This is a genomic window from Lysobacter sp. A289, assembly GCF_054072675.1.
The window spans coordinates 279,387-302,068 of the sequence record NZ_JBSVRN010000001.1 but is presented as its reverse complement, the minus strand read 5'-3'; the positions used below and the strand labels follow the sequence as shown (position 1 = coordinate 302,068).

The 22,682-nt window shown below is 65.2% G+C and carries 19 protein-coding genes; 8 read left to right on the top strand and 11 right to left on the bottom strand.

The features are described from left to right. Window positions 1-40: 40 nt before the first annotated feature. From ACW5DN_RS01510 to ssb, 4 genes are all read right to left on the bottom strand, one after another. Window positions 41-2,020 carry an alpha/beta hydrolase family protein gene (locus tag ACW5DN_RS01510; protein WP_456962926.1) on the bottom strand — a complete coding sequence of 660 codons (1,980 nt, stop codon included), beginning with the start codon at window positions 2,018-2,020 and terminating at the stop codon, window positions 41-43. Window positions 2,021-2,296: 276 nt separating this feature from the next. Beyond that, window positions 2,297-3,196: a dTDP-4-dehydrorhamnose reductase gene (gene rfbD / locus ACW5DN_RS01505; RefSeq protein ID WP_456960999.1), complete on the bottom strand. Its 900-nt coding sequence runs from the start codon at window positions 3,194-3,196 to the stop codon at window positions 2,297-2,299. A 4-nt stretch (window positions 3,197-3,200) separates the two neighbouring features. Continuing rightward, a complete protein-coding gene (gene rfbC, locus ACW5DN_RS01500; RefSeq protein WP_456960998.1) occupies window positions 3,201-3,764 on the bottom strand; it encodes a dTDP-4-dehydrorhamnose 3,5-epimerase in 564 nt (187 codons plus the stop codon). 79 nt (window positions 3,765-3,843) lie between these two features. Further along, complete coding sequence (ssb, locus tag ACW5DN_RS01495) at window positions 3,844-4,323, bottom strand: single-stranded DNA-binding protein (protein WP_456960997.1); 480 nt, start codon at window positions 4,321-4,323, stop codon at window positions 3,844-3,846. 188 nt (window positions 4,324-4,511) lie between these two features. On the opposite strand from ssb, the gene ACW5DN_RS01490 reads away from it, so the two are divergent. Beyond that, window positions 4,512-5,522, top strand: a complete 1,011-nt coding sequence (locus ACW5DN_RS01490; protein WP_456960996.1) for a polyprenyl synthetase family protein — start codon at window positions 4,512-4,514, stop codon at window positions 5,520-5,522. Between the two features lie 18 nt (window positions 5,523-5,540). On the opposite strand, the gene murD is transcribed toward ACW5DN_RS01490, so the two are convergent. From murD to ACW5DN_RS01475, 3 genes are read right to left on the bottom strand one after another with little or no spacing between them, the layout of a single operon-like run. Beyond that, the gene (gene murD, locus ACW5DN_RS01485) at window positions 5,541-6,965 is read right to left on the bottom strand and encodes a UDP-N-acetylmuramoyl-L-alanine--D-glutamate ligase (RefSeq protein ID WP_456960995.1); all 1,425 of its coding nucleotides are present in this window, start codon (window positions 6,963-6,965) and stop codon (window positions 5,541-5,543) included. Continuing rightward, the gene (gene murL / locus ACW5DN_RS01480) at window positions 6,946-8,325 is read right to left on the bottom strand and encodes a UDP-N-acetyl-alpha-D-muramoyl-L-alanyl-L-glutamate epimerase (protein WP_456960994.1); all 1,380 of its coding nucleotides are present in this window, start codon (window positions 8,323-8,325) and stop codon (window positions 6,946-6,948) included. Before murL ends, murD begins: the two co-directional genes overlap by 20 nt. A gap of 22 nt (window positions 8,326-8,347) precedes the next feature. Next, window positions 8,348-10,930 carry a bifunctional aspartate kinase/diaminopimelate decarboxylase gene (locus tag ACW5DN_RS01475; RefSeq protein WP_456960993.1) on the bottom strand — a complete coding sequence of 861 codons (2,583 nt, stop codon included), beginning with the start codon at window positions 10,928-10,930 and terminating at the stop codon, window positions 8,348-8,350. 240 nt (window positions 10,931-11,170) lie between these two features. Here ACW5DN_RS01475 and ACW5DN_RS01470 point away from each other — a divergent pair, with 240 nt between their 5' ends. After that, window positions 11,171-12,049 carry a PhzF family phenazine biosynthesis protein gene (locus tag ACW5DN_RS01470; RefSeq protein ID WP_456960992.1) on the top strand — a complete coding sequence of 293 codons (879 nt, stop codon included), beginning with the start codon at window positions 11,171-11,173 and terminating at the stop codon, window positions 12,047-12,049. A 12-nt stretch (window positions 12,050-12,061) separates the two neighbouring features. On the opposite strand, the gene ACW5DN_RS01465 is transcribed toward ACW5DN_RS01470, so the two are convergent. Beyond that, window positions 12,062-12,508, bottom strand: coding sequence for an OsmC family protein (locus ACW5DN_RS01465; RefSeq protein WP_456960991.1), 447 nt, complete (start codon window positions 12,506-12,508; stop codon window positions 12,062-12,064). Window positions 12,509-12,746: 238 nt separating this feature from the next. Here ACW5DN_RS01465 and fusA point away from each other — a divergent pair, with 238 nt between their 5' ends. From fusA to ACW5DN_RS01445, 4 genes are all read left to right on the top strand, one after another. Continuing rightward, complete coding sequence (gene fusA, locus ACW5DN_RS01460; protein ID WP_456960990.1) at window positions 12,747-14,813, top strand: elongation factor G; 2,067 nt, start codon at window positions 12,747-12,749, stop codon at window positions 14,811-14,813. Between the two features lie 160 nt (window positions 14,814-14,973). Continuing rightward, on the top strand, window positions 14,974-15,567 hold the full coding sequence (locus ACW5DN_RS01455) for a DUF1439 domain-containing protein (protein WP_456960989.1): 594 nt from the start codon (window positions 14,974-14,976) through the stop codon (window positions 15,565-15,567). A gap of 15 nt (window positions 15,568-15,582) precedes the next feature. Next, window positions 15,583-16,281, top strand: a complete 699-nt coding sequence (locus ACW5DN_RS01450) for a hypothetical protein (protein ID WP_456960988.1) — start codon at window positions 15,583-15,585, stop codon at window positions 16,279-16,281. A gap of 26 nt (window positions 16,282-16,307) precedes the next feature. Beyond that, window positions 16,308-16,793, top strand: a complete 486-nt coding sequence (locus ACW5DN_RS01445) for a PIN domain-containing protein (RefSeq protein ID WP_456960987.1) — start codon at window positions 16,308-16,310, stop codon at window positions 16,791-16,793. Here ACW5DN_RS01445 and ACW5DN_RS01440 read toward each other — a convergent pair. From ACW5DN_RS01440 to ACW5DN_RS01430, 3 genes are all read right to left on the bottom strand, one after another. Further along, window positions 16,765-19,050, bottom strand: a complete 2,286-nt coding sequence (locus tag ACW5DN_RS01440; protein ID WP_456960986.1) for a DUF5916 domain-containing protein — start codon at window positions 19,048-19,050, stop codon at window positions 16,765-16,767. The genes ACW5DN_RS01445 and ACW5DN_RS01440 overlap by 29 nt on opposite strands. 176 nt (window positions 19,051-19,226) lie before the next feature. Beyond that, window positions 19,227-20,030: a 3-hydroxybutyrate dehydrogenase gene (locus tag ACW5DN_RS01435; RefSeq protein WP_456960985.1), complete on the bottom strand. Its 804-nt coding sequence runs from the start codon at window positions 20,028-20,030 to the stop codon at window positions 19,227-19,229. Window positions 20,031-20,078: 48 nt separating this feature from the next. Next, the gene (locus ACW5DN_RS01430; RefSeq protein WP_456960984.1) at window positions 20,079-20,564 is read right to left on the bottom strand and encodes an SET domain-containing protein; all 486 of its coding nucleotides are present in this window, start codon (window positions 20,562-20,564) and stop codon (window positions 20,079-20,081) included. Between the two features lie 98 nt (window positions 20,565-20,662). Here ACW5DN_RS01430 and ACW5DN_RS01425 point away from each other — a divergent pair, with 98 nt between their 5' ends. Both ACW5DN_RS01425 and sufB read left to right on the top strand, forming a co-directional pair. Next, on the top strand, window positions 20,663-21,130 hold the full coding sequence (locus ACW5DN_RS01425) for an SUF system Fe-S cluster assembly regulator (RefSeq protein WP_456960983.1): 468 nt from the start codon (window positions 20,663-20,665) through the stop codon (window positions 21,128-21,130). Window positions 21,131-21,219: 89 nt separating this feature from the next. After that, complete coding sequence (gene sufB, locus ACW5DN_RS01420; protein WP_456962925.1) at window positions 21,220-22,656, top strand: Fe-S cluster assembly protein SufB; 1,437 nt, start codon at window positions 21,220-21,222, stop codon at window positions 22,654-22,656. The last annotated feature ends 26 nt before the right edge of the window (window positions 22,657-22,682 follow it).

Here is a 22,682-nt window from a genome sequence, read left to right as displayed (position 1 = left end):
CGTCAGCCGACGGCCGGCACCAGACACCGCCGGAGCCCGGCTATTCGGCCTCCCCGGCACCGGCCCCGTTACCGGTGCCGCCACCCAGGCTCCGCGACAGGAAGGCCAATAGCCGGACGTAATACTCCCGGCGGTGCGACTGGAGATAGAAGCCATGGCCCTCGGTGTCGTAGTAGAGGGTTTCCACCGGCACCCCGGCGGCGCGCAGCGCACGTTCCATCATCTTGCTGTGCTCGATTGGCGCACGCTGGTCTTCGCCACCGGCGGCCAGGAAAACCGGCACCTTGATCCGGTCAGCCAGATTGTTGGGAGAGACGGCGGCAAGCTGGCTGCGATCACCAATCCACTCACGCAGGTAGGTCTCACCTGAGCCGCGCTGCTGGATATCGCCGTGGGTGTGCATCGTCGGCAGGTCGTAAACGCCGACGTAGCCCACGGCGCATTGGTACAACGATGGCTCCCGGGCGACTCCCATCAACGCGGCATAGGCACCGTAACTGGCGCCATAGATGCAGATCCGCCCCGGGTCCGCGATGCCCTGGTCGATTGCCCAGCGGGTCGCATCGGTGAGATCGTCCTGCATCGCCTTGCCCCACTGTTGCGCGCCGGCCCCGGTAAAGCTCTTGCCGTAGCCGCCGGAGCCGCGGAAGTTCAGCCGCAACACCGCATAGCCGGCGTCGGCCAGCAATTGCACCTCACTGTCAAAGCCCCAAGTGTCGCGGACGCCAAAAGGACCGCCATGCGGCAACACCACCATCGGTTCCGATTTGCCGTCCGACCCGTTGGGCAGCGTCAGGTAGCCGTGCAACGGCAGGCCATCGCGGGCGTTCAATTCAATCGGCCGGGTCGCTGCCATCTGCCTGGGATCGAACCAGTCAGCCCGGCTCAACAGCAGTTCTGCGCTCTTGGCCTGCTTGTCGAACAGATAGAAGTCGCCCGGGTTGCGGTCACTCCAGGTCTCCACCAAGGCGATGTTGCCGTCCGCGGTCTGGGAGTTGATCAACACCGGCTGGTTGCCGAAGGCCGCCTCCAGGCTGCGATACAACCTTGCCTCGTCCGAGTCCTCGTCGAAAAATGCGGTGCGCGGCTTGCCATCGTCCAGCAACACGCCCACCGGAACCGCACTGCCATTGCGATAGATGACCTGGGCCGGGTCAGCGTTGTCGTCGCGCTGAACCAGCTTGCGGGTCTGTCCGGCGATGTCGAACGCGATGATCGCGTTGGGACCGCTGGTTTGCTCGGCTTCCAGATAGGCGATCCGGTCGTCGGCGTCAAAACCGATCGGCCACTGTCTCAAGCCGGTTTCATCCGCGTCGTTGAGCAACTGCCAATCCGCGCCATTAGCGGTGCGGTAGTACAGCCGCTCCCGGTTGTCGGTGTCCATCCCGACGGCAAACCGGACGACACCCTGGTTGTCGGCCACGAACCGCGCGTTGCGCACCGGCGCACTGGCGACCTGCACACGGCGACCACTGTAGACGTCCATCAGCTCGGCGCGGGTGTACGGGTCACTGTTGAATGGACTGACCGAAATAATCACTTTCCGATCATCATTGGGCAGATCATCGACCAGGAACGCGGCGACGCGTTCAACTTTTTTCGCCTGGATCCGCGTGCCCGGCCCCGCACCCTGGACGCGCTGACCCACCAGGAACTCGACCTGGCTGCCATCGGCATTGATGGCATACAACTCACCGGTAGCCTGGGGCTGGTCGAGCGCACCCAACTTCTCGGCCATGCTGATCAGTACCCGCTCGGGGTTGACCCAGGCGAAGCCGGCAACGTGCGTGTTTGCCCCCAACACGAACGTCGCGCCGATCGAGTGGTCGCTGCGTCGCGTAATCACCAGTGCCGTGCGCTCGCCATCATCCAGCGCCACGGTGGCGGCATAGTAATCCCCGCGCGGCGAGATCTTGATCGCGTTGAAACTGTCGGTCCTGACAAAGCGCTCGACATCAACGGTTGCAGTGGTTTTTCCAACTGCAACGGCGGTCGCTTCATCGGCAGCTACGGCGGACATCGAGAACAACGCAACCGCCAACAACACAGTACTGACCATGACTTTCAATGTAGATCTCCTTTCTATCGCTTATCCAGCGGTCAACAGTGGCCGCCCCACGGCGATCAAGACCGGGAGCAGTTGATTGGCGGATAGCCGCAACGGGCACGGCGACACTCAACGGACAGGCAACGTCATGCCGCCGCCTGCTGTCCGCGAAAATTCCCGTTGACCCTGATGAAACCCCTGACTAGCGCGCCCCTGCAGGCAAGAGTACTGCATCCACCGCCGTCCGCTCTACTCGCGCGAGGCCGGCCCCAGTGTGGTGGCGAGCGCTTGCCGCCAGTCCGGAAGTTCGACCCGGTACTCGTCCCGGAGACGGTGGGTATCGAGCACCGACCACGACGGACGGGCCGCACGCGTCGGGAACTCGGCGGTGGTGATCGGTAGCACCCGTGGTGGCCGATCGATCATCCCACGAGCATCCGCCTCGGCAAATATCGCCTCGGCGAAGCCGTGCCAGTTGGTTTGACCGGCACTGACCAGATGACGCACGCCGGACTCGACGAGCCCCTGCTCCAGCACGGCCGCGGTAACGTCGGCAATCAACCAGGCCGGCGTTGGTGAGCCGATCTGGTCAGCGACCACGCGCAACTCATCGCGCTCGGCGCCCAGGCGCAACATCGTGCGCAGGAAATTGCCGCCATGCAGGCCATACACCCACGCAGTGCGCAGGATCAGGTGACGGGCGCCGGTGGCGGCAATGGCCTGCTCGCCGGCGAGTTTGCTGGCGCCATAGACGCCCAATGGGGAGGTCGGGTCGTCTTCGCGGTACGGACGCTCTGCGCTGCCATCGAATACATAGTCGGTCGAATAGTGGATCAGGCTCGCACCGACCTGCTCGCAGGCGGCGGCCATGCGTCCGGGAGCCTCGGCGTTGCTGCGGAATGCCAGTTCCGGCTCGTCCTCGGCACGGTCCACCGCGGTGTAGGCGGTTGCGTTGACCACGACGTCGGGCGCATTGCGCTGGATCAACCCGTCGATCGCTTCCGGATCGGACAGATCCAGCGCCTCACACCGGCCACCATCGGACAAGCGGCCATCGCGGGTACTGACCACCAGTTCTCCCAGTGGCACCAGGCTGCGGCGCAATTCATGGCCGACCTGGCCGTTACCACCCATCAACAGGATCTTCAACGGTTCACTCCGGTGGCTCAAACGTTGGCAGGCAACCGTCGGCAATGTCTTCCAGCAGCGGCGCTTTCATGTCCTTTGCCGACAGCACCGGTGCGCTGACCGGCCAATCAATCGCCAAGCGCGGATCATCCCAGCGCAAGCTGCGATCGGCCTGGGCGTCGTAGGTCGCGGTACACAGATAGGTGAACACCGCCTGCTCGCTGAGGGTCACGAACCCGTGGGCAAAGCCTTCGGGAATCCAGAGCTGGCGCTTGTTATGCGCGCTCAACACCACTGCAGTCCAACGACCGAAATGAGGCGATCCGCGGCGGATGTCGACCGCGACGTCCCAGACCTCCCCCTCCAGCACGGAGAGGTACTTGCCTTGCGGATTGGGCCACTGGTAATGCAGGCCACGCAGTACGCCGCGGGCGGAACATGAAACGTTGCCCTGCACGAACACCGGCTGCAGCCCGCTCTCGCGCATTCTGTCGTGGTTGAACGACTCGTAGAAAAAACCACGCTCGTCATTGAGCACCCGCGGCTCGATGACCACGCACCCGGGCAGGTCGGTCTGGATCAACTTCAATGGCAAGCCCTTCAGGCGATGATGGTCGAGACCGATACCGGGCAGACACCTACCCGGTCATGGACGGCCCGGCAGGTTCCTAGAACGGGATGTCGTCATCGGCGAAGTCCGCGCCAAAGTCGTTCGACTTGGCCGGCCCAGCCTCGCGGCGGGGCGCTTCCGGATTTGCCGCCGGTCGGGACGGACGCTCGCTGCGGTCGCCACCGCCACCACCGCCGCCTTCACCACGGCCACCGAGCATCTGCATCTCGTCGGCGATGATTTCGGTGAAGTATTTTTCCACACCGTCCTGGCCGGTGTACTTGTCGTAACGGATGGAGCCTTCGATATAGACCTGGCTGCCCTTGCGCAGGTACTCACCGGCGATCTCGCCGAGCTTGCCGAAGAAGGTCACCCGGTGCCAGTCGGTGCGCTCGATCTGCTGGCCGTCCTTGTCCTTGCGGGAGCTGCTGGTGGCCAGGCTGATCTTGGTGATCGCCATGCCGCCTTGGGTGTACTTGGTCTCTGGGTCGTTGCCCAGGTTGCCGACCAGAATCGCCTTGTTGATGCCACGTGCCATGGGTGCGGTCCTTTTGGGTCGCCACGGGCGGCGACGGGCAGTCAAGTATACCGATCCATCCCGGGCTCGCCGTCGGTAAAACCCGAACCCGCCGGTAGGGTTTGCGCGCGTGCGGTTGTGAACCCGGGCCTCGGCCAGCGTCGCAGCGGAACATCTATAATTGCTGGTCCATCGCTTCCGGTTCCCTCATGCACGCCGCCGCCAGCAACCCCGTTGTTCCCGGTCTTCCCGACATCCAGGCCCTCGCCCACGCGGACATGACCGCCGTCGATGCGCTGATCCGGCGCCGGCTGGCCTCGGACGTGGTGCTGATCAACCAGGTCGCCGAGTACATCATCGGCGCCGGTGGCAAGCGGCTGCGACCGATGCTGCTGCTGCTGGCCGCCGGCGCGCTCACCCCATCGGGCAAGGGTATCGGCGCCGAGGTTCACCAATTGGCGGCGGTGGTTGAATTCATCCACACCTCCACCCTGCTGCACGACGACGTGGTCGACGAGTCCGACTTGCGCCGGGGACGCCGGACCGCCAACGCGGTGTGGGGCAACGCGGCCAGCGTGCTGGTCGGCGACTTCCTGTATTCGCGCAGTTTCCAGCTGATGGTCGAGCTGGACAGCATGCCGGTACAGCGAATCCTGGCCGACACCACCAACCTGATCGCCGAGGGCGAGGTTCTGCAGTTGTTGCACGTGCGCAACCCGGACACCGACGAAGCCGCGTACCTGCGCGTGATCGAGCGCAAGACCGCGGTACTGTTCGCGGCCGCGACACGCCTGGGCGCCCTGCTGGCCGGCGCCGACGAGGCCACCCAGCAGCGCCTGCACGACTGCGGCCTCAACCTCGGCTACGCGTTCCAGATCGCCGACGACGTGCTCGACTATGCATCCGATGCGCAGACGCTGGGCAAGAACCTCGGTGACGACCTCGCCGAGGGCAAGGCGACGCTGCCGTTGATCCATGCAATCAGGCACTCCGATGCCGACACCGCCGCCAGGTTGCGAGCGGCCATCGAGCATGGCGATGCCGATTCATTGCCCGAAGTGCTGGCGGCGATCCACGCCACCGGCGGCCTAGAATACAGTCGCGAGCGTGCGCGCGATTACGCGAAGCTCGCCGAGCGGGCGCTGGACGGGCTGGAAGAGAACCGTCACGTGAGCGCGCTGCGTGGCCTGATCGCGTACGCGGTCAACCGCGACCATTGAGGGCTGTGTTGGATTTCATCAACTCACGCCGAGTCCAGGAATCGTACTAATCGCGTTTGGATCGAAGCCTGCCAGGGAGGCGAAATGGCGGCCGCGGGCGACATAGTCGCGATACGCGCCGAAGCTGGGGGCACCGGGGGAAAGCAGGACCACGCCCCCGCCACCTAGCGCGTGCTCGGCCTGCCGGACCGCTTCAGGCAGATCGGGCGCGGCCGCAAGCCGGAAGCGGCCGCGCGCAGCCAGCGGTTCAAGCAGCTCGTGGATCCGTGGACCGTTGGCGCCCATGGTGACAACCGCAGCCGGTGCATGATCCGCCATCGCCGCGGCAAAGCCGGACCAGTCGACACCGCGGTCATGGCCGCCGACCAGGATCGCAACCCGGCGGCCGCCGAAACACTCCAGCGCGGCCAGGCTGGCGTGCGGCGTGGTGCTGATCGAATCGTTGACGTAACTGACCCCGCCGTGCGTACCAAGCATCTGTAACCGGTGCGGCAGCGGCTGGAACCCCATCGCGTGATCGGCCAGCGCCACCGCATCCAGTCCAAGAGCCTCCAGCACGGTCAGCACCGCGCACAGGTTGCCACGATTGTGACGGCCGGGAAGCGGCAGCGCGGCGGTATCCATGACCCGTTGATCACCGCGATACAACGTGTCCTCGCGCAGGTGCCAGCCATCATCGCGTCCGAACCAATGCACGTCGCTGTCGGGCAGTGACAGCGCCGCCAGGGTGGAGTCATTGGCATTGAGCACCGCGATTGGTGGCCGCGCGTCCGTCAGCAGCCGCAGCTTGTCCTCGATATAGCGTGACTGAGATCCGTGCCAATCCAGGTGCTCGGGAAACAGGTTGAGCACGGCGGCTATCTGCGGCCGTGCACCGCTGTCGGCCACGTCGCCGGTCTGGTAGCTCGACAGCTCGATCGCCCAGTAATCCGGTCGCTGCGGGGGATCACGCGGCGCCTGCGGCCAGTCCAACAACTCCAGCAGCGGCAAGCCGATATTGCCGGCCAGCGCGGTGCGGTGGCCGGCGGCACGCAATAGATGGGCGAGCAACGCGGTGGTGGTGCTCTTGCCCTTGGTGCCGGTCACGCAAACGGCATTGCCGACTACATCGTCCGGGCCAGCCAGCTCGCCAAACCAAAGTGCGGTGCCGCCGATGAATCGGGTGCCCTGCCCGGCTGCGGCAACCGCCTCGTTGCGATATGGACTGATACCGGGCGACTTGACCACGATGTCGAAGCTCGACAAGCGCCCGGCGCTGGCATCGGTTTCCACCGCCAGCCGGGCATCTCCCAGGGCCGCTGCGTCGGCAACTTCATCATCCTGACAAAGCAGCGTCAGCGACAATTCCGGCAATCGCGAGCGGATCGCACGGTAAGCGGCGTGGCCTTCACGGCCCCAACCCCACAACGCGACGCGCTGGCCGTCAAGTTGCGAGATGCGCACGCAAGCGTTCCCACAGTCGCGGCGGAATCCGTTGCTCGTCGTCGAGCACCAGCAACGGCTCGATCCGCAGTTCGTCGGCGTCCAACTGCGGCAGGATCTCGTGGACGAAGCGTTTGACCAGCGCATCCTCTCGCCACTCGGGACGCTCGGCCAGTGCGGCCATCGCGGCGCGCGACTCGCGACCTTCACCGACGCACTCGAACGGCTTGTGGTCGCGGTACTCCAGCAAGGCGTCATAACCGGCCGCCTGGGCGGTGTCGTCCAGCAGGTTACGGCCGAGGATGCCCACCAGCCGTGGCTTGCTCATGAATGGCGCCAGCGCGAGAAACACGAAATGGCACTTCGGGCAGACCCCGCACCAGCGGTTGGTCGGGCGCTCGCCGAGAATATGGAAGTTGCGGTTGCAGCTGGAAAAATGCGCGTCGTAGTGATCGGTGCGGGTGAACTGGCGCGCAACCGCCAGCTCGCTCAACGGGCGCAGCAGCGAGTAATAGTGCAGATCGGCGGCAACGTGCTTCTCGACGTAGTCGCCAAACGCCGACTCGAAAGCCCAGCCCTTCGACCACTGGTGGTTCACCTCAGTGGTGACCGTGCCGTCATCGGTGGTGATCAACGAGCCGTAGCTGGCCGAACGCTCGTTGGAGAACACCACCTGCCCGGCCCCTTGCAACAGCGCAGCCAGCACCAGGATCGCGGAGTTCACCGCCGTCACCGGAATGTGGCCGTTCCAGGCGCCCTCGCGGTTGTAATCGAACAGTTGCGAGGCCAACGCGCGACCGACGTTCAGTGTCGGCAAGCCGGTACGTTCCGCGCAGGCCTTGATCAGCTGCGAGCCGCCGATCCAGCTGACCGTCTGCTCGACCCCGAGCGCGCGCAACGCCTCGATGCTGACCAGCGAATCCTTGCCACCGCCAATGGCCACCAGCGCGTGCTCGCCCAGACCCACCGCGGGAGCAAGGCTGGAAGCGGGCTGCGTCCCGCTCGGGAAGCGGATCCGGCCATGCAGATCCAGGCCATTGCGATACGCAAACTCACCCAGGCCATTGAGATAAACGATCTCCAGCAAGGCCGCCGTGTCGCTGTCAATGGCATACGAGTCGATCCGGATCTGCTCCGGCACCGCCGCTTTGTAATAGCTCACCCCGGCGATCAGGTGCAGCAGTTGCAGCGCCTTCTTCACCGCGGCGGCACGCGCGTCGTCCAGCAGGAATGGCGCACCCGGCACGGTGATCGTCTCCACCATTTCCGGACCGTCGTCAAACGCATAGACCAGCTGCGCCACCCCATTGGCGGGGTCGAAACTGCAGCGGACGAAACGGAACGCGTCGATCGCGTCACGCTGGAACTTCCAGTTACTCATTGCCTGTTACTCATGCCGTGTCTCATTCAATGATGTCCTCTGCCGGCAGCGCCCGCAGGTTGTAGGTGTTGGCCATCGCCATGCCGTAGGCGCCAGTATCGGCGACCAGCACCACGTCGTCCTCGGCGGTGGCGACCGGCAGCAGCCGGGCGCGGCCCAGCACGTCGCCGGTCTCGCAGATGGGCCCGACCACCTCGAAGGTTGCCGTCGCGGGGTCGTCCAGGCGACTGAGGTTGTGGATGCCATGCCAGGCGTCGTACATCGCCGGCCGCATCAGTGCGTTCATGCCGGCATCGCAGCCTATCCGGTGCACGCCATCCTTCTCGACCACCTGGGTTACCGACAGCAGCAGAACGCCACACTCGGCGGCCAGATAGCGGCCCGGTTCGACCACCAGCCGGTAGCGCGGGTAGCTGGCCTTGATCTCGTCCAGGCCAGCGCCCCATGCGACGAGGTCGAAGTCATGGGCGTCGGGCGTGTATGCCACCGGCAGCCCACCACCGATATCGATGCTTTCCACGCTGGCGGCGGTGTCTGCCAGTGCGACCAGCTCGGCATACACCTCGCGCCAGAACCGCGGATCGTCGATGCCGCTGCCCAGGTGCGCGTGCAAGCCGCTGATACGGATATCCAGCTCGCGGGCACGAGCGAGGAAGTCATCGAACTTCGCCAATGGCAGGCCGAACTTGGCGTTGACGCCACCGGTGCGGACCTTCTCGTGGTGGCCGTCGCCGCGGCCCAGGTCCAGCCGGAGCCAGATGGTGCGGCCACGGAACACTTCCGGCCAGTTCTGCAGCGCTTCCAGATTATCCAGGGTGACGGTCACGCCAAGCGCAAACGCCGCCTCGTACTCCCGGCGCGGCGCAAAACTGGGGGTGAACAACACCCGCTGCGGGGACAGTCCGGGGACATGCTGGAACACGTGTTCGAGTTCTGCCGCCGACACACATTCCAACCCGAACCCCTCGGTCGCCAGCACGCGCAAGACAGCCGGATGCGGGTTGGCCTTGATCGCGTAAAAACAACCGTCGACGGCGGTGGCTGCCGCCACTTCGCGCGCGCGCCTGCGCACTGTGTCCAGGTCGTACACATAACGCGGCGTTCCGGCGCGCGCACGTTCCAGCAAGTCCTGACGCGCACCCAGCCACCAAGGTGTCCGCCGCCGGGTCTTGCCGTGGACGATCTCCCGCCAACTGGGACCAAATACCTCCGCATCCAGGATCGGCATGGCGCCACTGCGGATCAGCTCGGCGTGCAGCACCGGCAACAGGCCATCGGCGTCCGCCTCGTCGATCACGAAGGTCAGGTTGAGGTCGTTGGAGGATTGGCTGATCAGGTGCACGCGCTCGCGCCCGAATGTCGCCCATACGTCCGACAACCGGTGCAGCAGCGAACGCATGCCGCGGCCGACCAGGGTGATCGACGTGCAAGGCACGATCACCTTGACCCGGCACACCAGAGCCAGATCGGTAGCGAGCGCCTCGATCACGTTGCTGGTGACCAGATTCTCGCTGGGGTCCAGGGAAATGGTGACGTTGGTCTCCGACGAGCCGATCAGGTCTACCGACAGGCCGTGATGCTTGAACAGGTCGAAGATGTCGGACAGGAAGCCGACCTGTTGCCACATGCCGATGCTCTCCATCGACACCAGCACCACCCCGTCGCGGCGACTGATCGCCTTCACTCCGGGCACGGTCGCGATGGCGCCTTCGATCCGCGTACCCGGCAGTTCGGGGCGTTGGGTATCCAGGATCGTCATCGGCACTCCGGCGCGGCGGCAGGGACCGATCGAACGCGGGTGCAGGACCTTGGCACCTGTGGTCGCGATTTCCTGGGCCTCGGCGTAGTCCAGTCGCACCAGCAACCGGGCCTCCGGGACTTCGCGCGGATTGGCGCTGAACATGCCCGGCACGTCGGTCCATATCTCGACCCGCTCGGCGTTCAACAGCACGCCAAAACACGCCGCCGATGTATCCGAGCCGCCACGGCCAAACAATGCGGTGCCGCCGTCGGCATGACGGGCGATGAACCCCTGGGTCAGCAGCATCGGCGCCGGTTGGGCGGCAAAGCGCTGGCCAAAGCCTGGTTCGGCCTCGCGCTTGCAGTTCACCGACAGCCGGCCTGCCCACGGGCTCTGGTTGGGCAGCTCGGCCGCTTCCAGCCATTCGCGCGCGTCGCACCAGCCGACATCCACGCCTTGGCTACGCAGATAGGCCGCGCCAAGCGTGGAGGACAGCAGCTCGCCCTGGGCCAGCATCTCGGCTTGCCAGGATAGCGACCGCTCTGCCGCACACGGCGAGCGCAACAATGCCAGCAGCCCGGCCAGCCGCGTGCCCAGCACCAACTCGGGATCCAGCCCCAACTCGACGCAAAACGCACGATGCCGGTCGATCAGCGCCCGGCCCCGGGCGTCGGCATCATCGCCGCTGCAGATCGCCTGCAGCTCATTGGTCACGCCCGACAGCGCCGAGACCACCACCAACACACGCACGCCACTGTCCGCCATGCGTTTGCAGGCCAGGCGTCCGATGGTGTCCCACCGCTCACGTTGCGATACCGAGGTACCGCCAAATTTCAACACCGCCCATCTTTGCGCTTGCGCCACCAATATGTCCTCGACTGAACCGGTAGCGCACGCCGGCCTGGGTGAATAAAACGGGTTCCCATCCTAATCCGATGCCTGCGTCGCAAGCACAGGGTGCAACCGGCGACAATCCGATGCACATGGGAATGCTGCTTGACCCACCGTCTCGACACAACCCTTTAGAATCCAGCGTCCTCCGGTTGCCCGGTTGACGCGCTGTCAGCCATTGCGCCGGCAACACCCACAGGATGCCTCACCGCAATGACGTTGCGCCGCTACTTGCAATTGGATGTGTTCGCCGACCGACCGGGCGCGGGCAATCCGCTGGCCGTGATCCTGGATACCGATGGCCTTGATGATGCGGCAATGCAGGCCATTGCCCGCTGGTCAAATCGTCCCGAGACGACGTTCGCATTTGCCCCCACGGTGCCGGGCGCGGATTACCGGATACGGATATTCAGCCCGCAGCGCGAAGTCCCGTTCGCCGGCCATCCCAGCGTGGGAACGGCGTTTGCAGTGCTGGACGCCGGCATGGCGACCGCAAAGGAAGGCCGGGTCGTGCAGGAAGGCATCGGCGGCGTGCTGCCGCTCGCCGTCCACGGCGAAGGCAGGCAACAGACGATCGCGGTGCGTACGCCGCGGGCAAAGGTGGTCGAGGTCGCTGCAGTCGACGACCCTCGGCTGACGGCCGCCCTGAGCGGCTTGGCAGCGGGCCGCCTACCCCCGGCGCTGATGGACGGAGGACGCCGCTGGTGGCTGGTCGAAGTCGCCGATGAGGCGCACCTGCGTGCCGCCACCCCCGATTGGCTTGCGATCGCCAAGCTGGCCGCCGCCACGGAAAGCATGGGGATTTGCGCGTTCGCGCGCGCCGATGACGGCCGCGATTACGATCTGGCGGTGCGCGCCTTCGTCGGCGCGGGGGCGCCGTTCGAGGACGCCGCTTCCGGCGCCGCCAATGCGACGATCGCCGCCTGGCTGGCCCACAACCAGCACCTGCCCGGCCGCGACGGCCGCTACGTGGCCAGCCAGGGACGCGAAGTTGGATTCGATGCGCGGCTGCAATTGCACGTGGACCAGGACGGTGAGGTCTGGTCCGGCGGCCGGGTATGCCCGATCGTGCGCGGCACCCTTCACTGGTAGGGCCGGTACGGGTCAGGCTTTCAGCGTCGCTTTCATCGAGATCGGCACGGCGCTCAGCGCCTTCGATACCGGGCAGTTTTCCTTGGCATCCTCGGCAATCGACTGGAAACTGGCCTCGTCGATCCCCGGCACCCGGGCCTCAACCGTCAACCGGATCTGCGATAGCGACGGCCCGCCCTCCATCGACAAGTCGACCTCCGCACGCGTGTCCAGGCTGTCGGGTGGATGGCCGGCTTCGGTCAGCTTGGCCGACAACGCCATGGTGAAGCAGCCCGCGTGGGCGGCGGCGATCAGTTCTTCGGGGTTGGTACCGCGGCTTTCATCGGTATCGCCGTCGCCGAAGCGGCTGTTGAAGCCATAACGGGTCTTGTCCATCAGGCCGCTCTGGGTGCTGAGCTGACCCTTGCCGGTCTTGAAGTCGCCTTCCCAATGTGCGGTGGCGTGGCGTGAAATGCCCATGTGCGGTTTCCTTTGGAGTGTCGGGGGAAACCACAGACTAGCGGCGGGAGTGTTAGCGCAACATGCCGACGGGACTTCCGCGCCGCCTATTGACTCGCCCGCGTGGCGGCGCGAGGCTGCAAGTCCGGCCCCGTGCCGGCCCCCCGCCATGACCGCCCGCCGAGCGCAGCCCGCTCGGACGCGCTGCGCGGACAGCCATGACGGCCTTCCACCCTTGACTGCAGGGAGAAGTCCGCTCATGTCCCATCGCACCCAGGATATCCGCAACGTGGCGCTCGCAGGCCACCCCGCCGCCGGCAAAACCACCTTGTTTGAAGCCCTGCTGCTCGCCGGCGGCGCCATCCAGACGGCAGGCAGCGTCGAACACGGCAATACCGTGTCCGACTTTGATCCGGTCGAGAAGCAACGCGGCCACTCGCTCGACATCGCGATGGCCGGCATCGACCACGACGGCATCCACCTGAACCTGATCGACACCGCCGGCTATCCGGACTTCCGCGGCCCCACGCTGTCCGCATTGGCCGCGATCGAGACCGTCGCGATAGTGCTCGACGCCAGCAACGGGGTCGACTACGGTGCGCGGCGGATGATGGCCCGGGCCAAGGCACGCGGTTTGTGTCTGGTCATCGTCATCAACAAGATCGACCACGACGGCGCCGATCCATCGCGGGTGCTGGATGAGGTCCGGCAGCAATTCGGCTCCGAATGCCTGCCCTTGAACCTGCCTGTGGCCGGTGCGACGGCGGTGATCGACTGCCTCGGCGGTACCGACACCGGCGGCCCGAATGGAAGCAGCGACCTCGGTCCGGTCGCCGACTGGCACCAGAAGATCCTCGACCAGGTGGTCGAGATCAACGAGCCCGTGATGGAGCACTACCTCGACCGGGGTGAAAGCGGCCTGTCTGCTGACGAGTTGCACGCGGCGTTCGAGCAGTGCCTGCGCGAGGGACACCTGGTACCGGTAGTGTTCTGCTCGGCGCGCACCGGCGTGGGCGTCACGGAACTGCTGGGCGTCACCAGCAAATGGCTGCCCAGCCCGACCGAAACCAATCCGCCTCCGTTCGAGAAAGTCCAACCCGGCGCGGCGCACCAACGCATCAAGACCGTGCCCGATCCCGACGCGCCGATAATCGCCCACGTGTTCAAGATCATCAACGACCCGTTTGTCGGCAAGCTTGCGGTGTTCCGGGTCCACCAGGGCACCGTGCGCCGGGACAGCCAGCTGTTCATCGACGACGGCAAGAAGCCGTTCAAGGTCGGCCACCTGTATGCGTTGCAAGGCAAGGACCGTTTCGAGATCGACCGCGCGATACCCGGCGACATTGCCGCGCTGGCGAAGGTCGAGGACGCGCATTTCGATGCCGTGCTGCATGACGACGTTGACCAGGCCCACATCCGCCTGATGCCACTGGACTTTCCGCGGCCGATGTTCGGCCTGGCGATCGACGCGGCCAGCAAGGGCCAGGAACAGAAACTCGCCGGCGCGCTGCACAGGTTGGCCGAGGAGGACCCGTGTTTCCATGTCGAACACGAGGCCGAGACCAACGAAACCGTCATCCGCGGCCTGTCCGAGCTGCACCTTCGGATCAACCTGGACCGGCTGCGCGACAAGCACGGCATCGAGGTCAACTCGCACCCGCCGCGCATCGCCTATCGCGAAACCATCAGCGGCAAGGCCGAGGGCCACCATCGCCACAAGAAGCAGACCGGCGGCGCCGGCCAGTTCGGCGAGGTGCTGCTGCGGGTGGAACCGCTGCCGCGCGGCGGCGGTTTCGAGTTTATCGACCAGGTCAAGGGCGGCACGATCCCGGGCCAGTTCCTGCCGGCGATCGAGAAAGGCGTGCAACTGGTCCTGCACAGCGGCGCGATCGCCGGCTATCCGATCCAGGATGTGCGGGTCGTGGTGCTGGATGGCAAGCACCACAACGTCGACAGCAAGGAGGTCGCCTTCGTCGCCGCTGGCAGGAAGGCCTTTCTCGATGCGATCGGCAAGGCATCGCCGCAAGTGCTCGAACCCATCGTCGACCTGGAGGTCAACGCGCCCGAGCAACATATGGGCGACATCAGCAGTGGCCTGGCCAGCAAGCGTGCACGCATCAATGGCACCGACCTGCTGCGCGGCAACGAGATCGTGGTGAAGGCGCAGGTGCCGCTGTCGGAACTGGAGGGTTACGCGGCGGAGCTGAAGTCGGTGACCGCCGGGCGCGGGCGCTACTCGCTCGACTTCAGCCACTACGAGCCAGTCCCCGGGGCGGTGCAACGCCGGTTGATCGAGGCCTACAGGCCCAGACACGAGGAGGACTAGGCACCGCTCCTGCAACGGCCGGCCATTGCGACTACACGACCACTCGACTACCGGGAACCACTTCGCGCTAGCATCGACACGCCTGTCACAGGCGTCGTCACGCTAACCCGCCATTCACGGTCGCCACGTAACGTGCGAACGAAACCTGCAAGGATCGATCATGCGCAAACCGGTTGCCTGCAAGTCTGTTGTCCGTACCTGCATCGCCATCTCGGCATTCGCCTTGATATGCCTGTTGTCCGCCGGCTGTTCCACCCTCAACACGCTTGGCATGATGCTGGGCAGCCAGGTCACGTTTACCCAGCCCCAGTTGCAGCAATCACTCAACCGCAACTTCCCGAAGCAGTACGAGCGCCTTGGTGGCCTGGTGTCGCTGCGGCTGACCAATCCGAGCCTGTCGATTCCGCATGACAACACCCGCCTGCGCCTGAGTTTCAACATCCGCTTGTCGGCAATGGACAGCACCAGCATGACCACCCTCGGGCATTTCACGCTTAGCAGTGGCCTTCGCTTCGACCAGGACACCCTGGGCCTTCACCTGCGGGACCCGGTAATAGAATCGGTCGACCTGCCGGGGCTGGGCGGCGTAATGAATACCACCTCGCGCGAGCTGCTCAGCGCCTGGCTGTCCGATTACGCCCGCGAGGAGCCGGTCTACCGGCTCGACAGCAGCCTGCTGGAGCGCATCAGCGCGCGCCGGATCGAGTCGACCGACATCGAGCGCGGTCTGGTCGTGGTCAAGCTCGACGAATGACGGAGTACCGACCGCATGACTGGTTTGCGCACGACGATTGGCCTGGGTGTTTTGCTGGCCTTGACCAGTTGCCTGGCTGGCTGCGGTGAACGCTCGACACCGGTGAGCCACGACACCGCCGCCACCGAAGCCTTGCCCGAACCCGGACCTGCCGGCGACAGCGTCACCGGCATGCCCGCACAGCCGGGACCGGGACAGATCGGGTCGCCCCCGCCGTTGAGCCAGGCCCCGGTCGACACCGCGATCGGCAGCAATGGCAGGCCCGATGATGACGGCGGATTACCGCTGTCGGCGCCGATGTCTCCCGGCACATCGCCGGGTCGGGAATCGCGGCCCGACGAGTCCGGCCCGGACCAGGCGGTCGCGGTGGTACGTGCGTATTACGAGGCAATCAACACCGGCCATCATGACCAGGCCTATCGGCTATGGTCCGATCACGGCAAAGCAAGCGGGCAATCGCCGTTGCAGTTTGCGGATGGCTTCGACGATACCGTCCGGATCTCGGTCGAAGTGATGGCGCCGGGTCGGGTCGACCCCGCCGCCGGCTCGCGCTACATCGAGGTTCCGATCGCGCTGCGTGCTACCCATCGCGATGGCAGCATCCACCAGTATGTGGGCGCCTACACGTTGCGCCGGGCCGTCGTCGACGGCGCTACCGAGGAGCAGCGCGCATGGCGAATCGCCTCGGCCGACATCCGTGAAATCCGGCCGTGACGGGACCGCCTCCATCACCGCGCATCGTGCTGGACACCAATGTCTGCCTCGACCTGTTGCTGTTCGACGATCCGCGCGTGACTGCGCTGAAGGCGGCGTTGCGGGCCGGTGAGGTGATCGCGGTCGGCAACCACGAATGCCGCGCCGAATGGCTGCGGGTGCTGCGCTACCCGGTGCTGAAGCTGGATGAGGAACGCTGCACCGCGATGATCGAGGCCTTCGATGCGCTGATGCGGCCGCTGCGTGGGATGGAAGCGGAACCCGGCTCGTGGCCCGACGTAGCCCTGCCCCGCTGCAGCGATCCCGACGACCAGAAGTTCCTGCAACTCGCGTGCGACTCGGGTGCCCGCTGGCTGCTCAGCCGCGACCGTCACCTGCTGTCGCTGGCGCGGCGTTGCAAGCGCGAAGGCCTGTTCGAGATCACCACCCCCGAACAGTGGATCGCCCCAGACAACCTCGTGCAGGAGCGACCGGTCCGCGCCCTTACAACTCGAACCGGTACGACAGCTTGACCAGCAGCTGCTCGCTGTCGCGCAGGCTGAAGCTGTCGCGCAACTGATCCCGCGGCCCGACCGAGAACTCGTCGAGCATGTAGCCGCCGCGTCCGTAGACTACATACAGGTCCGACAGCGGCGCGAGCATGTAGCGGTAGCGGACCTGGAACCCGAGGTTGCGCAGGCTGAAGTCGTCGACCTGGTTGTCCGCCAACGTGGGATCGACCGCCACCGCGTGGCCATCCGCACCGACCCGAACGGCCTCGGTGAGCCGCGCGTCCAGCCCGATCGCCTGCAACTTCAATCGCAGCTCCTGACGCTGGCCGATGCTCCAGTCCAGCCCGGCGTTGAACTGCAGCGAGCGCTCATCGAAGCGGCCAACCAGGTTGTCGTGCTGCCACACCAGCCAGTCCGGCGTGTACTCGGCGTAACCGCCGACGAATGCGCTGAGGGCATCGCTGAAGTAGTAGGTCGGGGCGAACTCGAGGCTGTAGCCGATCTCGCCATTGCCTGCCAGGCCGCCACCGCCTACCCAGGCATCGAGTTCCCACGACCAGCGCCCCTTGCGCGGCCGATCGCGCTCCCACGACAGGCTGAAATTGCCCGGTTTACGCAACGGATGGTTGCCGCGGGTCAGCAGGTCGTCGTAGTGCGGCGTGTTGACGTTGAGCTGCAGGTATTCGTTGCCGCCATCGCGACGCTCGCTGGAGCGGATCAGGCGCAGTTGCCGCTGCAACCGCAGGCCATGGTCGTTGTCCATGCCGATGATGCGGCCGCGGTAGTCGTGCGAGGCGTAAGCCGAATCCTGCGACAGCCCGGTCAGGCGGCGACTGACCTGCCAGTGCCCGTAGTTGAGGTTGTTGCGACCGAGGTAGCCGAAATCGTTGACCTCGAGGTCAACGCCGAAGTGCATCGCCAGCCATTGCTGGCGCCACCCGTTGCCCATTTCATACTCGACCACGGTGGTGGCGCCGCTGCCACGGATCGTCTGGCCGGCTTCCTCGATGTCGCTGCCGACCACGTTGCTGGTGATGGTGATCGCATCGGTCGGCTGCCAGCGGTGGTCGACGCCGAGCACGCGCGCCTCGCGGTCCAGGAACGGCCGCAGCACCTGGGTTGCCAGCAGGCCGACGTTCTGGCGCTCGAAGTCGTGGTTGAGCCGCAGCGCGCGGAACGAACGGCCGGCCTCGCCGTTCTCCTCGGCCGCCATCAATCCATAGTTGGTCCCGCCGAGGCTGCCGTTGAGCTTGACCGCCGCGCCGATATCGCCGGGGCCGCTGCCGTCATCGGCGGGTCCGCCGACGCGACGGGTGTAGATCAACTGGCTGTTGTCGATCAACAGGCCGAAATTGAAGATGCCCTGGTTCTCGGTGAAAAACGGCCGCTTGTCGCTGAAGAAAGTCTCCTCGGCGCCGAAGTTGACCACCAGGTCGTCGCTCTCGACCTGGCCGAAGTCGGGGTTGATGGTCGCTGTCAGCTGGGTCTGGCCATTGGGCTTCCAGAAGATGTCGGCGCCGGCGTCGAAGTCACTGCTGCCACCAACGTTGTCGTACACCCCAACCGCGTACGGCGTGATTGCCAGCAGCGACTGACTGTAGGCCGGCAACTCGACCTTGCGGAAATCGGACAAAAACCGCGGTCGCTGGAAGCTCGCGCCCGGAGCGGCGACGCGTTCGCCGGTCGAGCCGATCACCCGGTCCAGGTACAGGCCGACCGTGCGGGTACCGCCGTCGGCCTTGCGCATCGGCGCGATGTACCACGGAATCAGCATCTCGACGTTCCAGCCGGCCTCGTCCTCGCTGACCGCGTGTTGCCAGCTGCCGTCCCAGTCGCTGCTGTAGCTGCTTTCGTTGGTGATCACCTCATCGCCGATGCCACCGGCCAGCGTGACCATGAAGTTGTAGCCGGTACGCCCATCGCCATCGAAGTCGATCGCGACATTGACCCGGTCCACCTGTGCATCCTCGTCGCGACGGGTGCGGGTGCGCACGCGCGGCACGTCGGCCGCCTGCAGGCTGCGGAAAGCGATCGCCAACCCGTCCGGCGTGGCCAGCACCCAGGCTTCGGTGGGGTACGGCGATGGCTGTAGCGACAGCGGCTGGGTCAGCACGAAGTCATTGAAGTGGCGGGCACCGCGCCATTCGACCGGGTCGATCCTGCCATCCAGCTCGATGGCGCCAGGCTCGACCGCCCCGGATTCCGCTGTCGCGGCTATGGCTGCCTTGAACGGCAGCGTCAGCGCAACGAGGATGGACAGCATCGGGAGGAAGCGCATGCAAGGTCCACGAAAAGCAAGATCGGGGCAAATCTTACCCGGGTTTTCCGGTTCCACCGCCTGTCAAACGTCACCCCGACCATGCGGCTATGCCGCCACGGCGGCCATCGCCCCAGCCCCGCTGGATTGAGCCAGCGCGCTCCGTCAGCGCCGGAGACAGCCGCGCGCGACGCGGCCTACTGCATGTACCAGCCGTGGCTGACCACCAGGCTTTGCCCGGTCAATGCGGCGCTGGGGAATTCGGCGAGAAAACGCACCGTCTTGGCGACGTCCTCGACCGTGGTGAAGATGCCATCGACGGTCTGTCCCAGCATCACGTCGCGGATCACTTCCTCCTCGCTGATGCCGAGCTCTTTCGACTGTTCCGGGATCTGCTTGTCCACCAGCGGCGTGCGGACAAAGCCCGGGCAGACCACGTGGCTGCGCACGCCGCGCTCGCCGCCTTCCTTGGCCAACACCCGCGCCAGGCCCAGCAGGCCATGTTTGGCGGTGACATACGGCGCCTTCAGCTTCGACGCTTCATGGGAATGCACCGAGCCCATGTAGATGACCACGCCGCCGCGGTTCGCCTTGCCGCTGCCATCGTCCCGGTACATGTGCGGCAATACCGCCTTGGTGGTCAGGAACGCGCCATCAAGGTGGATGGCGAGCATCTTCTTCCAGTCGGCGAAGCTGTAATTCTCGATCGGATTGACGATCTGGATGCCGGCGTTGGACACCAGAATATCGACCGCGCCCCACTGATCCACGACCTGTTGGGTAGCGGCATTGACCGCCGCCTCGTCGGTGACGTCCATCGCGATGCCAATGGCCTTGCCGCCGGCCTGCTCGATCTCATCGGCAACCGCCCTGGCGCCGTCGAGATTGATGTCGGCAATGGCAATGAACGCGCCGGCACGCGACAACTCGAACGCGATTTCCTTGCCGATGCCGCTGGCCGCGCCGGTGACGATGGCAACCTTGCCCTGGATCGAACTCATGCGCACGCTCCTGCTGTGGTGGGGATGGCGCGATATTAACGAATGGGTTCAGTCCTTGCGCTTGTTCTTGCGCTTGGGTTGCAACATGGTGCCGGTGCAGCTGCCCGCGCCGCAGCGGCATGTCCAGATGCGCTTCATCCGCGCGGTGTGGGCCTCGACCAGGGTAATGCCGTAGTTGTAGACCAGCTCCTCGCCCGCCGCGATGTCGTTGATCGCCTCGATGAACACCCGATCCTTGCTGCGGTCATCACCGTCGTGTTCTTCCAGCAACGCCTCGCAATTTGGCTCGCAGCTGTGGTTGATCCAGCGCGCGACTCCGCCACGGTAATTGGCATCGATCACGTACTCATCGTTCAACGTGAACAGGAAGGTGTGGCCCGAGTCCGGATCGCCTGTATCGCCGGCATCTACTTCCTGGTGGGTACGACGCAACCCTTTGTATTCGACAATACGCTCGCCCTTGGCGATGGGCGCGACGGCAAACACACCGTTGCCGTGGATGGCGGAGTGGCGGGCGATGATCTTTCGCGGCATACGGTCTTCCGGGGGTAGAAAAGGGAGTGAACCGACAAATGTACTTGGCCCCCGCCCCGATAATCCGTACAATAACGGTACTGATTGAGGGTCCAGCCATGTTGCGTGTCACCCGACTCACCGATTACGCCACCGTCGTGCTCACGGTGCTGGCCGCCGATCCATTGGTCGTGCTGAGCGCGCCCGAGCTCGCCGACCGTGCCGGGCTGGAAACGCCAACGGTGAGCAAGCTGCTCAAGCCGCTGGCCCAGGCTGGCCTGGTGGAAGGCTTTCGTGGCGCCAACGGCGGCTACCGGCTGGCCCGGCCGGCCGGCGCGATCACCCTGATCGAAATCGTCGAGGCGATGGAAGGCCCGTTGGCAATGACCGAATGCAGCATCCACGAAGGCAATTGCGAGATCGAGGATTCATGCAACGTGCGCGCCAACTGGCGCTACATCAACGATGTCGTGGCCGATGCGCTGCGTGCGGTAAGCCTGGCCCAGATGCTGACGCCGCTCACGCCCCCTGCGCCACCTCACCTTTCCGACTCGAAGCGCATTGACCTTCGCCTCTCCAACGCATGACCGACAGTAGGCAGCCCATGGCCACCGAAACCATTGAAAACCCGACTTCACACACGCCTCCAGACGCGGCGACCGCGCAGCAGGCGGACATGCCCAACCGTGAAATCCATGAACAGCTCGGCCGCAAGTACGAGGCCGGCTTCATCACCGAAATTGAAACCGACAGCCTGCCGCCAGGCCTGAACGAGGGCATCATCCGCCAGCTCTCCGCGATCAAGGAAGAGCCCGAGTGGATGACCGAGTGGCGGCTGGAGGCCTATCGCCACTTCCTGACGATGCCGATGCCTGACTGGGCCAAGCTGAACATCGCGCCGATCGACCTGCAGGCGCTCAGCTACTACTCCGCACCCAAGGGGCCGAAGTACAAGTCACTGGACGAGGTGCCGCAGGAACTGATCGACACCTACGACAAGCTTGGCATCCCGTTGCACGAGCGCGCCAAACTGGCCGGCGTGGCGGTGGACGTGGTGTTCGACTCGGTCTCGGTCGGCACCACCGTGCACAAGGAGCTGACCGACAAGGGCATCATCTTCTGCTCGATGTCGGAGGCGATCAAGAACCACCCGGAACTGGTCAGGAAGTACCTGGGTACGGTGGTGCCGACCGGTGACAACTACTTCGCCGCGTTGAATTCGGCGGTGTTTTCCGACGGCAGCTTCGTGTTCATCCCGGCCGGGGTGAAGTGCCCGATGGAGCTGAGCACCTATTTCCGCATCAATGCCGGCCACACCGGGCAGTTCGAGCGCACCCTGATCATCTGCGAAGACCGCGCCAAGGTGTCCTACCTGGAAGGCTGCACCGCGCCGATGCGCGACGAGAACCAACTGCATGCGGCGGTGGTCGAGCTGGTCGCGCTGGAAGAAGCCGACATCAAGTATTCCACCGTGCAGAACTGGTACCCGGGCGACGAGAACGGCGTCGGCGGCATCTACAACTTCGTGACCAAGCGCGGCGAGTGCCGCGGCGCGCGCAGCCGGATCCACTGGACCCAGGTCGAGACCGGTTCGGCGATCACCTGGAAGTACCCGTCATGTGTGCTGATCGGCGATGACTCGTCCGGCGAGTTCCACTCCGTCGCCCTGACCCACCACCGCCAGCAGGCCGACACCGGCACCAAGATGATCCACATCGGCAAGCGCACCAAGAGCACGATCATCAGCAAGGGCATCAGCGCCGGCCACGGGCAGAACACCTACCGTGGTCTGGTCAAGATCGCCTCGTCGGCGGAAGGCGCACGCAACTACACCGAGTGCGACTCGCTGCTGATCGGCAAGCACTGTGGCGCACACACCTTCCCGTATATCGAGGTGCGCAACCCGACCGCGACCGTGGAGCACGAGGCCACCACCTCCAAGATCAGCGACGACCAGATGTTCTATTGCCGCAGCCGCGGCATTGGCCAGGAAGACGCGGTGTCGATGATCGTCGACGGCTTCTGCAAGCAGGTTTTCCGCGAGTTGCCGATGGAGTTCGCGGTGGAAGCCAAGGCGTTGCTGGAAGTGAGCCTCGAAGGCTCGGTCGGCTGAGCCGAATTTCAAGAAACATCACGAGA

Bases quoted from the DNA above. Each gene is read 5' to 3' on its own strand.
- fusA (WP_456960990.1), top strand. From the start codon at position 12,747: ATGTCCCATCGCACCCAGGATATCCGCAACGTGGCGCTCGCAGGCCAC.
- ACW5DN_RS01490 (WP_456960996.1), top strand. From the start codon at position 4,512: ATGCACGCCGCCGCCAGCAACCCCGTTGTTCCCGGTCTTCCCGACATC.
- ACW5DN_RS01430 (WP_456960984.1), bottom strand. From the start codon at position 20,564: ATGCCGCGAAAGATCATCGCCCGCCACTCCGCCATCCACGGCAACGGT.
- ssb (WP_456960997.1), bottom strand. From the start codon at position 4,323: ATGGCACGTGGCATCAACAAGGCGATTCTGGTCGGCAACCTGGGCAAC.
- ACW5DN_RS01470 (WP_456960992.1), top strand. From the start codon at position 11,171: ATGACGTTGCGCCGCTACTTGCAATTGGATGTGTTCGCCGACCGACCG.
- ACW5DN_RS01435 (WP_456960985.1), bottom strand. From the start codon at position 20,030: ATGAGTTCGATCCAGGGCAAGGTTGCCATCGTCACCGGCGCGGCCAGC.
- murL (WP_456960994.1), bottom strand. From the start codon at position 8,325: ATGAGTAACTGGAAGTTCCAGCGTGACGCGATCGACGCGTTCCGTTTC.
- sufB (WP_456962925.1), top strand. From the start codon at position 21,220: ATGCCCAACCGTGAAATCCATGAACAGCTCGGCCGCAAGTACGAGGCC.
- ACW5DN_RS01440 (WP_456960986.1), bottom strand. From the start codon at position 19,050: ATGCGCTTCCTCCCGATGCTGTCCATCCTCGTTGCGCTGACGCTGCCG.
- ACW5DN_RS01465 (WP_456960991.1), bottom strand. From the start codon at position 12,508: ATGGGCATTTCACGCCACGCCACCGCACATTGGGAAGGCGACTTCAAG.
- ACW5DN_RS01425 (WP_456960983.1), top strand. From the start codon at position 20,663: ATGTTGCGTGTCACCCGACTCACCGATTACGCCACCGTCGTGCTCACG.
- ACW5DN_RS01450 (WP_456960988.1), top strand. From the start codon at position 15,583: ATGACTGGTTTGCGCACGACGATTGGCCTGGGTGTTTTGCTGGCCTTG.
- ACW5DN_RS01510 (WP_456962926.1), bottom strand. From the start codon at position 2,020: ATGTCCGCCGTAGCTGCCGATGAAGCGACCGCCGTTGCAGTTGGAAAA.
- ACW5DN_RS01455 (WP_456960989.1), top strand. From the start codon at position 14,974: ATGCGCAAACCGGTTGCCTGCAAGTCTGTTGTCCGTACCTGCATCGCC.